This window comes from Streptomyces sp. NPDC088794, from assembly GCF_044750545.1.
Lineage (GTDB): Bacteria > Actinomycetota > Actinomycetes > Streptomycetales > Streptomycetaceae > Streptomyces.
The window spans coordinates 59,229-71,735 of the sequence record NZ_JBIVKB010000013.1 but is presented as its reverse complement, the minus strand read 5'-3'; the positions used below and the strand labels follow the sequence as shown (position 1 = coordinate 71,735).

The following is a 12,507-nucleotide window of genomic DNA, read 5'->3' as shown; positions in this document are numbered from 1 at the left end:
GTGTGGTCAAACCAGCGCGTGGTCACATCGGCGCGTGATCACATCAGCGCGTGGTCACACCGACCGCTGGTAGGACCTGAACGTCCGGATCGACAGCCACACCGCCACCACCGCGAGCGCCAGCAGCGCACCCCCGCGACTGAGCACGACACTCCAGTCCTGTTGACGGGACAGCGCCGAACGGCCCGCGACCATCGCCCAGTCGAGCGGGTTGAAGTCGGCGACGTGCCGCATCCAGCCGGGCATCTGGGACGGCGTCATGAAGGCGCTCGACAGGAACGTCAGCGGCAGCAGCAGGAAGGTGTTGATCCCGATGATCGACTCCCGCTCCCGCACCAGCATGCCCAGCGCGTTGGACAGCGCCCCGAACACCGTGCCGAGCAGCACCGAGGCGATCACCAGGACCGCGACACCGCCGACGCCGCCCGGGTAATCGGCGCCGCCGAGCAGGCCCAGCAGCACGATGACCACCGACTGGAACGCGGTGACCAGGCCGTTGTTGACGACGTTGCCGTTCATCAGGGCGGCCCGGCTGACCGGTGTGGTCAGGAAGCGGTTGAGGGTGCCCCGCTGGATCTCCTCCAACGTGCCCATGCCGGCCCACATGTTGGAGCTGAGCGCGCTCATCACCACCACACCCGGGACGAGGTAGTCGAGGTAGGAGGTGGTTCCGAACCCGCCCAGCTCGACGACGTTCTTGAAGAGGCCGCCGAACAGGAACAGCCAGATCACCGGCTGGATCAGGGTGATGATCGCGTACGCGGGCTGCCGTGCGAACACCATGAGTTGACGCTGCGTCATGTACCAGGTCTGGGAGACGGCCGTGCTCATCGCGCACCTCCGGCGAGGACGAGGGGCTGGTCGGTTCCGGCGTCCGCCTCGGAGTAACGGCGGCCCGCGTAACGCAGGTAGACGTCGTCGAGGGAGGGCCGGGCCACGGTCGCGGCGGCGACGCCGACGCCGGCCCGCTCCAGGGCCGCGAGCAGGGCGGGTACGGCGGCCGCTCCGTCGTCGGCACGGACGCTGATGCGGCGCCCGTCGACCAACACCTCGTGCACGCCCGGCACTTGACGCAGGGCGCCGCCGAGGAGCGTACGACCGGCTTCGCCGACCGCCTCGCGCACCTCCAAGTGGACGGCGTCGCCGCGGAGTTCGCCCTTGAGGGAGTCCGGGGTGCCCTCGACGACGACCCGGCCGCGGTCGACGATGGCGATGCGCTCGGCGAGCCGGTCGGCCTCCTCCAGGTAGTGCGTGGTGAGCAGGATGGTCAGCCCCTCCTCGCCTGCCAGCCGGCCGATCTCGTCCCACATCGCGGTGCGGGCCTCGGGATCCAGGCCGGTCGTGGGCTCGTCGAGGAACAGCACCTCGGGCCGGTGCACCAGGCCGAGCGCCACGTCGAGGCGGCGCCGCATGCCGCCGGAGTAGCCCTTGACGGGACGCCGGGCGGCGTCGGCGAGGCCGAACCGGTCGAGCAACTCGTCGACGCGGCTGTTGAGGCCGGCGCCCCTCAACCCGTAGAGCCTGCCCTGCAGTTGGAGGTTCTCGCGGCCCGTGGCGACCGGGTCGGCGCCGGAGCTCTGGGCGACCACGCCGATCGCGCGGCGCACCCGGTCGGGGTGGCGCAGCACATCGTGTCCGGCGACCGTGGCGGTGCCCGAGTCGGGGCGGGCCAGGGTGGTGAGGATCTTGACGGTGGTGGACTTGCCGGCGCCGTTGGGGCCGAGGAGCCCGAAGACGGTGCCGGGTTCGACGGTGACGTCCATGCCGTTGAGGGCGGTGACGTCGCCTGGGTAGGTCTTGATCAGCTGACGCGCCTCGACGGCGGGCGCACGGGTAGTACTCATGACGACTGCTCTCCTGATGAGCGGATGACAGCTGATCCGTCCGTGCAAGGAGCGCCGGGCTATCCTGGGTGTGCCGCACCTCGATCGCCTGGAACTGCCTCACGGCGGATTCAGCTCGGGGTTCGAGACCCTGGCGGGGCTGCTCCAACAGCCCTGCCGGGGTCTGTTTCGTTAGGTGAACTCCGGTGGCAGCTCCCCCGTTTCGTGGAAGGTGCGCCACCCCTCGACGCCGGACAACGAGCCCTTCTCGATCTCCTCCAGGAGACCGCGGACCCACTCCGCCTGCGCCTCGACCATGTGCAGTTGGTATTCGACCTCGACGAGAAAGATCCGCGGCAGCGTCTCGCAGAGCTTCGCCAGCGCCGCCCGCCCGCTCACGACCTCCATGTCGAGGCCCTGCAGCCGCTCTTCGAGCAACCGGACCGCGTCGTCGGGGGGCAGCGCGCCGATGAGCGACAGCGCGGTCTCGAAGATCGGGTACTCCTTGACCGGGACGGCCACCAGGTCCGACAGCCACTCGGTCATCTCCACGCGCCCGGCCTCGGTGAGCCCGTAGACCGTGCGCTCGGGCCGGTTGCCCTGCCGCTCCACGTCGGTGACCTCGACGAAGCCGTGCTTCTCCAGACTCTGCACGACCGTGTAGAGCGAGCCGTAGTTGATCTTCGTGCTGGTGTCCTTGCCCTGACGGCGCAGGGTCTGGGCGATCTCGTACGGATGCATCGGCTTCTGCCAGAGGGTCACCAGCACGGCGAGCGCGAGCGGGTTGCTGAGCTTGCGGCGCTTCACCGCCATGACGGTCTCCTCGATCCGGCCACCGACCTCGTACACACGAGATCGAATATTCGTAGCCGAACATATCGCGAGTGGCGCCAACCGTCAATACACGATGTATCGCGATCCGAGTGATGACGCAAGGGCGTGAGGACTTGGGCCCGCCGCGGACACGGCGGCGTGACGCGTACGAAACAGCCCCTCCCTAATTTCTGTCGCCTGACAGGAACTCCGCACGCCCTGTCGCCGACAGGACCCCCGCGCCACACTCCGCTCCCGCGCCGAAGGCAGGTGCCGCCGTGACGACAACCGTCCCCTCCGACGTACGCCCCGACCCGCCGCACTCCCCCGACGACCACTCCCTCGCCGAGTTCGGCTACCGCCAGGAACTGCACCGCAGCCTCGGCCGGTACGCCTCCTTCGCGGCGGGCTTCTCCTTCATCTCGGTCCTGACGACCGTCTTCCAGTTCTTCGCCTTCGGGTACGCGTTCGGCGGCCCCGTCTTCTTCTGGGCCTGGCCGGTGGTCCTGGTCGGCCAGCTGCTGGTGGCCGCCTGCTTCGCCGAACTGGCCGCGCGCTATCCGATCTCCGGCGCGATCTACCAGTGGTCGTCACGCCTGTCGAACCTCACCTTCGGCTGGTTCGCCGGCTGGATCATGGTGATCGGACAGATCGTGGTGGTGGCCGCCGCGGCCCTCGCGCTCCAGATGGTGCTGCCGGCGATCTGGTCGGGCTTCCAGCTGATCGGCACCGACCCCGCCCCGACCTCGGCGGACGGCGCGGCCAACGCGGCCGTGCTCGGCGTGATCCTGCTGGTGCTCACCACGCTGGTGAACATCCTCGACAACCGTGTGATGTCCCTGATCAACCGGGTCGGCGTGACCGCGGAGATCATCGGCGCGGTCCTCATCGTCGTCCTGCTGCTCACCCACTCCGAGCGCACACCGAGCATCACCTTCCACACCACGGGCGCGGCGCAGTCGGGCCTGTTCGGGGCGCTGGCGGTGGGCTCGTTCACGGCGGCGTACGTGATGATCGGCTTCGACAGCGCGGGCGAGATGAGCGAGGAGACACACGACCCCCGCCGCACGGCACCCCGCACCATCCTCACCGCGCTCGGCGCCGCGGGTCTGCTGGGCGGCCTGATCGTCCTCGGCGGCCTGCTCGCCGCCCCCAGCCTCACCGACGGCCGGCTCTCGGTCGACGGCCTGAGCTACGTCCTCACCAGCAGCCTCGGCGACGGCTTCGGCAAGGTCCTGCTCGCCGACGTGGTCGTCGCGATCGCGGTGGCCACCCTCGCCATCCAGACGGCGGCCTGCCGCATGCTCTTCTCCATGGCCCGCGACGGCCAACTCCCCTTCGCCGCCCGCCTGTCCCGAGTCAACCCCCGCACCGGCATGCCCAGCGCCCCGGCCCTGGTGGTAGGCGTCCTGGCAGCGGCCCTGCTCCTCCTCAACTTCTCCTCCCCCGAAGCCTTCCTGGCCATCGGCACCACCTGCATCGTGATGCTGTACCTGGCCTACGCGATGGTCACGGGCCCCCTCCTGCTCCGCCGCCTACGCGGCGAGTTCACGACGGACGGCACCGACGAGAAGGGCGCGAAACTCTTCTCCCTGGGCCGCTGGGGCATCCCGATCAACGCCCTCGCCCTCGTCTACGGCCTCCTGATGACGATCAACCTGGCGTGGCCACGGGCGGCGGTGTACGACCCGGCGGGTGGGCATTGGTACTTCCAGTGGTTCACGGTGCTGTTCCTCGCGGTCACCGTCGGCCTGGGCTGGGCATGGCGGATCGCGGGACGGCAGCGGGTGGGCGCGCAGCCCGAGGCGTCCGAATCCGCGGCCCCCGAAACCGAGGTGCTCGGAGGGACGCAAGCCGGGTAGCCTGCGGCACATGTCGAGCCCTGAGGCATCCAAGGTGGGGGCTTTCGGTCACGCCGTCAGCCCCCGCAGCCACTGAATCCGTAGTCCTGGTCCTGGTACCGGCATGCGCCCTGGTACCGGTCGACGACGACGCGGCATGCCCTTCGCCGGGTGCTGACCGCGGTGACGAGACGTCTCCTTTCGCGCCTCTCCTCACCTCGGAGCAACTCGATGCCTCGCCCCTCGCATCTGTCCCTGTATCTGCCTCTGTATCTGCTCGCCCTGGCCGTCTTCGCCATGGGTACCTCGGAGTTCATGCTCGCCGGACTGTTGCCGGACATCGCCTCGGACCTCGGTGTGACGGTCGGTGCGGCCGGCGCGCTCACCTCGGCCTTCGCGGTCGGCATGGCCGTCGGCGCCCCGCTCATGGCCGCGGTCTCCCGCAACTGGCCGCCGCGCGCCTGCCTGTTCGGGTTCGTCCTGGTGTTCGCGGCGGCCCACGCCGTAGGCGCCACCACTGGCGGCGCCACCACCGGCTTCCCCCTCCTCCTCGTCACCCGCGTCATCGCCGCCCTCGCCAACGCCGGCTTCCTCGCCGTGGCCCTCACCACCGCGGCCGCCCTCGTCCCGCCCGCCCAGAAGGGCCGCGCCCTGGCCGTCCTGCTCTCCGGAACGACCGTGGCCACGATCGCCGGAGTCCCGGGCGGATCGCTCCTCGGTACGTTCCTCGGGTGGCGGGCCACGTTCTGGGCCGTCGCCGCGCTCTGCGTACCCGCGGCCGTCGGCATCCTCAAAGGCATCCCGGCGCACACGTCACAGGAAGCCAATCGGGAAGCCGATCAGAAAGCCGAACGGGAAGCCGAACAGGGAGCCAAGTCCCCCGCTCCCGCCCTGCGTTCGGAGCTCGCGCAGCTCACGCGTCCGCGACTGGTCCTCGTCATGCTGCTCGGCGCACTGGTCAACGCGGCGACCTTCGGCAGCTTCACCTTCCTCGCCCCCGTCGTGACCGAGACCGCGGGCCTCGGCCGACTGTGGATCTCCGTCGTCCTGGTCCTCTTCGGCATCGGCTCCCTCGCCGGTGTCACCCTCGCCGGACGGCTGTCCGACCGACACCCGGGTGTGGTCCTCGCGGTCGGCGGACCCCTGCTCCTCATCGGCTGGCCGACCCTGGCCCTGCTCGCCGACCGGCCCGCCGCCCTGCTCCCCCTGGTCCTCGTACAGGGCGCGCTGTCGTTCGCGCTGGGCGCCACCCTCATCACCCGCGTCCTGTACGAAGCGACCGGCGCCCCCACCATGGCCGGTTCCTACGCCACCGCCGCCCTCAACGTCGGCGCGGCCGTCGGCCCCCTCCTCGCCGCGACCACCCTCGACACCCCGGCCGGAGACCGTGGCCCCCTGTGGACGAGCGGACTCCTCGTGGCGCTCGCCCTGCCGATCGCCTACCGGGCGCTGGGTCCCCTGCGCGTCGGCCGGCCCCCGTACGCCTGATCCCGAATCCGCTCCCGCTCCTCGTACGCTGGCCCTCTGATGAAACGCAAACCCCGCATTCCCCCCTCCCCCCTCCCTCAACGCCAGGGCGTCGACCCGGTGCGCGTGAAGCTGCCCCAGGAAGGACCCTGGGCCACCGTGCGGGGGTATCTCGTCGAGCGGCTGAGCGGTGCCGGGGTGGGGGTCGTCGACGGGATGTTCGACGCGGGGGAGGTCGTCGGGGTCGACGGGCGGGCCGTGGCGCCGGAAGCCGCGTACGTGCCGGGGATGTTCGTGTGGTTCCACCGGGAGTTGCCCGCCGAGGTGCCCGTGCCGTTCACGCTGGACGTCGTGTACCGGGACGAGCACCTCGTCGTCGCCGACAAGCCGCACTTCCTGGCCACCACCCCGCGCGGCAGCCACGTCACCGAGACCGCGTTGGCGCGACTGCGCCGGGAGTTGGGCATCCCGGCGCTGGGTGCCGCGCACCGGCTGGACCGGCTCACCGCCGGGCTGGTGCTGTTCACGGTGCGGCCGGAGGACCGCGGGGCGTATCAGTCGCTGTTCCGCGACAAGCTGGTGCGCAAGGAGTACGAGGCGGTGGCTCCGTACGATCCCGGGCTCGAACTCCCTCGAACCGTGCGCAGTCGGATCGTCAAGGAGCGAGGGGTGCTGGCCGCCTACGAGGTCGACGGCGAGCCCAACGCCGTGAGCCGTGTCGAACTCGTGGAGCGGCGGAAGGAGTACGGGATCGCGCGGTACCGGCTGCTGCCCGCCACGGGACAGACGCATCAGCTGCGCGTCCACATGAACCGGCTCGGCGTACCCATTCTCGGCGACCCGCTCTACCCCGACGTGGCCGACCCCGTGCCGGCCGGTGACTTCCGGCGCCCGCTCCAACTGCTGGCGCGGGCGATGGAGTTCACCGATCCGGTCACGGGGGTCGAGCACCGGCTGCGGAGCACGCGCACGCTCGAAGCCTGGTCCTCGTACGACGATTGGGACGACCAGGACGGTCAGTAGCCGCCGCGCCACCAGCGCAGGAAGCGCTGCCAGGCGCTCAGCCCCTGGACGCGTTCCGGCGTCGGCGCGGGCGCCTGCTGCGGCGGCGGGGCGACCGGCCGCGGTTCCACGACCGGCGCCGCCGCCACGGGAGTCGACGGCTCGGTGTGCGTGGTGCCGACCTGCCAGTTGGCGCGCTGCGGCGGGACGGGAGCGTGGCCCGGCTTCTGCATGATGTCCTGCGGCGGCTTCGGGTCGAAGTAGACCGGCAGTTCCACCAGGTGCCGCGAGGCGATCGAGTGCGTCCAGGTCAAGTCCTCCTCGTCGCAGTCGAGTTGGACGTCCGGCAGGCGCATCAGCAGCGCGTCCACGCCGGTGACGGCGATGCCACGCGCGATGTCCTGCCCCGGGCACTCGTGCGGGCCGCCGCCGAAGGCGAGATGGGACCGGTTGCCCTGCATGTTGGCGCGGAGGTCGGGACGGACGCGCGGGTCGACGTTGCCCGGCGCGACGCCGAAGAGCAGTCCGTCGCCCTTGCGGATGCGCTGACCGCCCAACTCCGTGTCGTGCTTGGCGTAGTAGGCGAAGACGGTGCTGAACGGCGGCTCGTCCCACAGGGACTGCTCGACCGCTTCCTGCACCGTCATCTGGCCGCCGCTGAGTTGGGCCCGGAAGCGCGGATCGGTCAGCACCATGCGCAGCACGTTGGCGATGAGGTTGACGGTGGCCTCGTACGCGGCCATGAGGACGACCCACAGGTGCTTGGTGACCTCGTCGTCGGTGAGCCTGGCCGGGTGGCCGATGAGCTGGCTGGCGAAGTCCTCCTCGGGCTGCTGTCGCCGGCGTACGGTCAGCCGTTGCAGTGCGCCGAGGACGTAGCCGTGGCTGGCGATCGCGGTCTCGGTGCCCCTGAGCATGTCGCGGGTGGCCTGCACCATCCGGTCGTTGTACTCCTCGGGCATGCCGAGGATCTCGCACATCACGGCCATCGGCAGGTGCTCGGCGAAGTCGCTGACGAGGTCGGCGTGGCCGGTCTCGCAGAACTGGTTGACCAGGCGCTGGGTGGCGCGGTTGATGTGCCGGCGGGTGCCGCGGTGGTCGATGGTCGAGATGGCGCCGGTGACCGCGCCGCGCAGCCGCAGGTGTTCGTCGCCCTCCGCGTAGGAGCAGATGGGCTCCCAGGCGATGTGCGGCATCAGCGGGTGGTCGGGCTTGACCATGCCCTCCTGGAGCGGGGACCAGATGCGGCTGTCCCGGCAGAACTGCGAGGGCGTACGCACCACATGGAGGTTCTCGGTGTGCCCGAGCACCACCCACATCGGCACGTCGTCGTGGAGCAGCACGGGTGCCACCGGGCCGTGTTCCTCGCGCAGTCGCTCGTACAGGGAGGCCAGGTCCTCCGCCTCGGGACCGTAGAGCCGGTGCAGTCCCCCGGGGCCGCGGTTGTGGGCGGGACAGCCGGGCGGCGGGCCGAGCGTGGGGTCGTCCGTACCGGTGAGGGAGTGGGGTTCAGGCGTCACGGTGGTCGCTCCGAAGGGGATCCGTTGTCTGGGGGGTCGGGCTGAATCGGGGGGTCAGGTGAGGGCGCCCGTCATGGCCATCGAGTGCAGGAAGCGCATGAGGGTCATCAGGACGTCCCGGCTGGAGGCCCGGCGGCGCACATCGCACTCGATGATCGGGATCTCCTCCGCCAGGTCGAGCGCGGCGCGCAGATCCGCCACGGGGTAACGGGGCCCGTCCGGGAAGGAGTTGACGGCGACGACGAACGGCACACCACGCTCCTCCAGTCGCCCTATGACGTCGAAGCTGACCTCCAGGCGGCGGGTGTCGATCAGTACGACCGCGCCCAGCGCGCCCTCGAACAGGCCGTTCCACAGGAACCAGAAGCGCTCCTGGCCGGGTGTGCCGAAGAGGTACAGCACCAGCTTCTCGGTGATGCTGATGCGGCCGAAGTCCATGGCGACGGTGGTGGCCGTCTTGGACTCGGAGCCGTAGTTGTCGTCGACCCCGACGCCGGCCTGCGTCATGGTCTCCTCGGTGGTCAGCGGCCTGATCTCGCTGACCGAGCCGACCATGGTCGTCTTGCCGACTCCGAAGCCGCCCACGATCACGATCTTCGCCGCGGCCTGGGCCGTGTGCGGCAGGTGGTCCTCGGTGCGCGGGCCGGGGACGGTGTCAGAGCCTTTGAAGTCCATGCATCACCGCTTCGAGGAGGGAACGGTCGGGGAGCGCCTGCCGGACGATCGGGGCGCGCGCCACCACCAGCTCGGCCGTCAGCATCTCGGTGAGCAGCACGGTCACCACGCTGAACGGCAGCCTGAGATACGCCGAGAGCTCGGCCACCGAGAGCGGGGCGGAACAGAGCCGGAGCATCGTCGTCTGCTCGGGCGTGGAGGAGGGCGACGGGTCGGAGTGCGCCACGATGAGGGTGACCAGGTCGAGGTCGGCGCGCTCGCCGTCTCGTCCGGCGACCACGTACAGCCGTTCCGGCGCCTTCTCGTCACCCTGCTTGCCCTCGCCGCCCTGGTCGCCCTCGCCGCCGCCCTGCTTGCTCTCGATGACCTCTTTGGGTTTGAGGGGCGGTTCTTCCTTGGGATGTCGCCGTCGGCGTTGCGGAGGAGTCATACGGTCTGCCCGTTGCGCCTGGGCGGACTGGTGAGGTGGGCTCCGATGCGCACGACGAGGTCGCGCATGCGGTTGCTCATCAGTCCGGGTTCGGCGACGACGTCGGAGAGGACCGCGAGGTAGGCGTTGGCGCCCGCGGCCATCAGGTAGAAGTAGCCGCCGTTGATCTCGATGATGACCAGCTTCATCCGGCCGTCGCTGTCCGGGATCTCCTGGGCCACGGCACCCGCCAGGCTCTGCAGCCCCGCGCAGGCCGCGGCGACGCGGTCGGCCGCGTCCGGATCACCGCCGTAGCGAGCGATGCGCAGGCCGTCGGCGGAGAGCACCACGATCATCTCGATGCCCGGTACCCCGTCGGCGAGGTCCTTGAGCATCCAGTCGAAGTTGGCTCGCTGCTGGATCACTTGGGGTCCCTCTCGTCGTCGGCCTCAACTCGGGCCGGCTCGTTGGTCGGCTGGGGGGTGTCGAACGGGTCCGGCATGCCCTTGAGTCCGTCCCAGAACGCCTCGACCCACAGGCCGGGTTCGGGTTCGTCCTTCTTCTCCGGCTCGGGCTCGGCCTTGGGCGTGGACCAGACGGTCGGGTTGCCCTCCCGCTCGGCCCGTTCGATGGCGGCCTGTTCGGCGAGCCGCTGACTGAGCGGGGTCTTGACCCGACTGCGGCGCTGCGGCAGGCCGTTGGCGGTCCACTCGGTGACCTCGGAGACCTCGTCCTCCATGGACACGCCGGCCGGGATGCGCGGACTGGTGGGGCGCCGCTTCTTCGGCGCGCGCTTGGGACCTTCGAGCGCACCGAGTTCGGGCCTGGGCGAGCCGGTGGCGCCGACGCCGTGGGCGAGGCCGGGCGCGGGGTCGGTGGTCATCATCACGCGCGGCACGACCAGGACGGCGCGGACACCGCCGTACGCCGAGGAACGCAGCGAGATCTGCATGTCGTACGCCTTGCACAGGCGGCCCACGACGGCGAGGCCCAGGCGCGGGTTCTCGCCGAGGTCCTGGAGGTCGACGCCGGCCTTGGCGCGCTCCAGCATGGCCTCGGTCTTGGCGCGGGCCTCCTCGCTGAGGCTGACACCGGCGTCCTCGATCTCGATGGCGATGCCGGTCTGCACCTCGGTGGCGGTGACGTGCACCTTGGTCTGCGGCGGCGAGTAGCGCGTGGCGTTGTCGAGGAGTTCGGCGCAGGCGTGGATGACCGGCTCGACGGAGATGCCGCGGATGTTGACGTGGGCGATGGAGTCCAGCGAGATGCGCCGGTACTCCAGGATGCGGGACATGGCGCCGCGCAGGGTGCTGTAGAGGGTCACCGGGGCCGGCCACTGACGGCCGGGGCGGCCGCCGCCGAGCACCGCGACGGAGTCGGCGAGACGGCCGATCAGCGCGGTGCCGTGGTCGATGCGCAGGAGGTCGTCGAAGACCTCCGGGTTGCGGCCGTGGTCCTCCTCCATCTCCCGGAGTTCCTTGGCCTGTTGGTGCACGATCGCCTGGACGCGCCGGGCGACGTCGACGAAGGAGCGCTGCGAGGAGTCCCGAATGGCTTCCTCGCGGTCGATGATGTCGAGCACCGTCTTCAGCAGCCGGACCTGTCCTTGAGGGAGTTCGCCGTAGGAGGGGTCGATGTCGCGGAGCTGGCGAATCACCTCTCCGGGGGAATTCCCGGCCCGCATCCGCTGGAGCGCGGCGGGTGCGATCTCGTGAGCGAAGCGGAGCATCTCCTGTTCGTGCAGGGAGACCCGCCGTTCCAGATACGCAGTGTGACGGCCGCTCTCCTCGCGCTGGTTCCGCAGGGCTCGGCCGCGTCGTACCGCTTCGGCCGCCGTCGCGATCACCAGGAGCGTGGCGACGGCGCCGCACCAACCGACAGCCGCGCGGGCCGGCTCGGTCACCACGGCGACGGCGGCTCCGGTCGCCGCGGCCATCGCTATGGCGGGCAGCAACAGCACGCGCGCGTAAGGAAGTTCGCGGCGCCCGGGCGGGGATTGAACACTCACCATGTAGGCCCTCTGAAACAGATCGACGGGGGGAGTCGCACATATGGGGAACAAGCGCACGAATACATCTCAACTCGGTGCGCTGCGGGCGAGCTTAGTCCGACCGGATCATCGCCGTGTCATATTCAGCAACCACCTGAAATCGCCCACGCAACAGGAGTACCCTCGGCTGCATTTACACGCAGAGACGCCATTCGCACACGTTCGGTTACGGCGTACAGGCGTACGAAAACCACTCACCGTGAGGAGTGAAGGTCAGATTCCGGCGATGCGCAGAGCCGCGTCGGCGGTCGCTTCGGCAAAGGCCGACACCGGCCGCTCCGGGTCCGAGCGGTGCACGAGGATCACACCCTCGATCAACCCGAACAACAGGTCCGTCCGCAGATCCAGCTCGCTCTTGGCGAGCGCACCCCCGGCCTCGGTCGCGGCGAGCAACTGCCGGTAGGCGTCCTTGAGTTCGGCGCGCACGGCGTGGAATCCCGCGAACCGCTCGGCGCGCACCTCGGGCAGCAGATAGAGGCCGCCGAGGTTGTGCGGGCCGCCACACAGCAGCTCCACGTCGGTCCGGCACAGCTCCCAGAGCCGGTCCCCGGCCGGGGTCACGTCGTCGGCGAGCAGCTCACGGGCGTACGTCAGCGAGGGCGTGACCGTGGACTCCAGGAGCTCGGCGAGCAGCTCCTCCTTGCCGGAGACGTAGTGGTACATGGACGCCTGCCGCATGCCCGCGCGCTCGGCGACCGCACGGGTGGTGGTGGCGGCGTACCCCCGGGTGGTGAACAACTCGGCGGCGGCGGTGAGCAGTTCGTCACGCGGCTGGAGGCCGCTGTCCGGCCGCTGCGCGGCGCGCGGCCGGCCGACCCGGCGTCCACCTGTCGCTCCCATGGTTTCGATCCTCGCACACGGCATCCCGCGACGGCTCCGAGGCGATCTTGGTGAGGGCTCGGTAACC

Annotated in this window: 12 protein-coding genes; 3 read left to right on the top strand and 9 right to left on the bottom strand. The window is 70.3% G+C overall.

What is annotated here, in order from left to right; translation table 11 throughout:
* Positions 1 to 54 precede the first annotated feature (54 nt).
* The 3 genes from ACIP6U_RS31765 to ACIP6U_RS31755 all read right to left on the bottom strand — a co-directional run bounded on the left by ACIP6U_RS31765 (position 55) and on the right by ACIP6U_RS31755 (position 2,636).
* The gene (locus tag ACIP6U_RS31765) at positions 55 to 831 is read right to left on the bottom strand and encodes an ABC transporter permease (RefSeq protein ID WP_401724966.1); all 777 of its coding nucleotides are present in this window, start codon (positions 829 to 831) and stop codon (positions 55 to 57) included.
* The gene (locus ACIP6U_RS31760; protein ID WP_401724965.1) at positions 828 to 1,844 is read right to left on the bottom strand and encodes an ATP-binding cassette domain-containing protein; all 1,017 of its coding nucleotides are present in this window, start codon (positions 1,842 to 1,844) and stop codon (positions 828 to 830) included. The genes ACIP6U_RS31765 and ACIP6U_RS31760 overlap by 4 nt, the downstream gene beginning before the upstream one ends.
* A gap of 171 nt (positions 1,845 to 2,015) precedes the next feature.
* The gene (locus ACIP6U_RS31755) at positions 2,016 to 2,636 is read right to left on the bottom strand and encodes a PadR family transcriptional regulator (RefSeq protein ID WP_401725590.1); all 621 of its coding nucleotides are present in this window, start codon (positions 2,634 to 2,636) and stop codon (positions 2,016 to 2,018) included.
* Between the two features lie 278 nt (positions 2,637 to 2,914).
* Between ACIP6U_RS31755 and ACIP6U_RS31750 the strand changes: the two genes are divergently transcribed.
* The 3 genes from ACIP6U_RS31750 to ACIP6U_RS31740 all read left to right on the top strand — a co-directional run bounded on the left by ACIP6U_RS31750 (position 2,915) and on the right by ACIP6U_RS31740 (position 6,967).
* A complete protein-coding gene (locus tag ACIP6U_RS31750) occupies positions 2,915 to 4,498 on the top strand; it encodes an amino acid permease (protein WP_401724963.1) in 1,584 nt (527 codons plus the stop codon).
* Between the two features lie 234 nt (positions 4,499 to 4,732).
* Positions 4,733 to 5,965: a Cmx/CmrA family chloramphenicol efflux MFS transporter gene (locus tag ACIP6U_RS31745; RefSeq protein ID WP_401725588.1), complete on the top strand. Its 1,233-nt coding sequence runs from the start codon at positions 4,733 to 4,735 to the stop codon at positions 5,963 to 5,965.
* 39 nt (positions 5,966 to 6,004) lie between these two features.
* A complete protein-coding gene (locus ACIP6U_RS31740; RefSeq protein WP_401724961.1) occupies positions 6,005 to 6,967 on the top strand; it encodes an RluA family pseudouridine synthase in 963 nt (320 codons plus the stop codon).
* Here the strand turns inward: ACIP6U_RS31740 and ACIP6U_RS31735 are convergent.
* From ACIP6U_RS31735 to ACIP6U_RS31710, 6 genes are all read right to left on the bottom strand, one after another.
* Positions 6,961 to 8,466 carry a cytochrome P450 gene (locus ACIP6U_RS31735; RefSeq protein WP_401724959.1) on the bottom strand — a complete coding sequence of 502 codons (1,506 nt, stop codon included), beginning with the start codon at positions 8,464 to 8,466 and terminating at the stop codon, positions 6,961 to 6,963. The genes ACIP6U_RS31740 and ACIP6U_RS31735 overlap by 7 nt on opposite strands.
* Positions 8,467 to 8,520: 54 nt before the next feature.
* The gene (locus ACIP6U_RS31730) at positions 8,521 to 9,141 is read right to left on the bottom strand and encodes a GTP-binding protein (protein WP_401724957.1); all 621 of its coding nucleotides are present in this window, start codon (positions 9,139 to 9,141) and stop codon (positions 8,521 to 8,523) included.
* Entirely contained in the window at positions 9,122 to 9,571 is a 450-nt protein-coding gene (locus tag ACIP6U_RS31725; RefSeq protein ID WP_401724955.1) for a DUF742 domain-containing protein, read from the bottom strand. The genes ACIP6U_RS31730 and ACIP6U_RS31725 overlap by 20 nt, the downstream gene beginning before the upstream one ends.
* Complete coding sequence (locus ACIP6U_RS31720) at positions 9,568 to 9,975, bottom strand: roadblock/LC7 domain-containing protein (RefSeq protein ID WP_124002712.1); 408 nt, start codon at positions 9,973 to 9,975, stop codon at positions 9,568 to 9,570. Before ACIP6U_RS31720 ends, ACIP6U_RS31725 begins: the two co-directional genes overlap by 4 nt.
* Positions 9,972 to 11,561 carry a sensor histidine kinase gene (locus tag ACIP6U_RS31715; RefSeq protein WP_401724953.1) on the bottom strand — a complete coding sequence of 530 codons (1,590 nt, stop codon included), beginning with the start codon at positions 11,559 to 11,561 and terminating at the stop codon, positions 9,972 to 9,974. The genes ACIP6U_RS31720 and ACIP6U_RS31715 overlap by 4 nt, the downstream gene beginning before the upstream one ends.
* Before the next feature lie 252 nt (positions 11,562 to 11,813).
* Positions 11,814 to 12,440, bottom strand: a complete 627-nt coding sequence (locus ACIP6U_RS31710) for a TetR/AcrR family transcriptional regulator (RefSeq protein ID WP_185146351.1) — start codon at positions 12,438 to 12,440, stop codon at positions 11,814 to 11,816.
* Positions 12,441 to 12,507 lie beyond the last annotated feature (67 nt).

Coding starts and splice junctions, on each gene's coding strand:
- ACIP6U_RS31760 (WP_401724965.1), bottom strand. CDS start 1,844: ATGAGTACTACCCGTGCGCCCGCCGTCGAGGCGCGTCAGCTGATCAAG.
- ACIP6U_RS31710 (WP_185146351.1), bottom strand. CDS start 12,440: ATGGGAGCGACAGGTGGACGCCGGGTCGGCCGGCCGCGCGCCGCGCAG.
- ACIP6U_RS31715 (WP_401724953.1), bottom strand. CDS start 11,561: ATGGTGAGTGTTCAATCCCCGCCCGGGCGCCGCGAACTTCCTTACGCG.
- ACIP6U_RS31765 (WP_401724966.1), bottom strand. CDS start 831: ATGAGCACGGCCGTCTCCCAGACCTGGTACATGACGCAGCGTCAACTC.
- ACIP6U_RS31740 (WP_401724961.1), top strand. CDS start 6,005: ATGAAACGCAAACCCCGCATTCCCCCCTCCCCCCTCCCTCAACGCCAG.
- ACIP6U_RS31755 (WP_401725590.1), bottom strand. CDS start 2,636: ATGGCGGTGAAGCGCCGCAAGCTCAGCAACCCGCTCGCGCTCGCCGTG.
- ACIP6U_RS31725 (WP_401724955.1), bottom strand. CDS start 9,571: ATGACTCCTCCGCAACGCCGACGGCGACATCCCAAGGAAGAACCGCCC.
- ACIP6U_RS31730 (WP_401724957.1), bottom strand. CDS start 9,141: ATGGACTTCAAAGGCTCTGACACCGTCCCCGGCCCGCGCACCGAGGAC.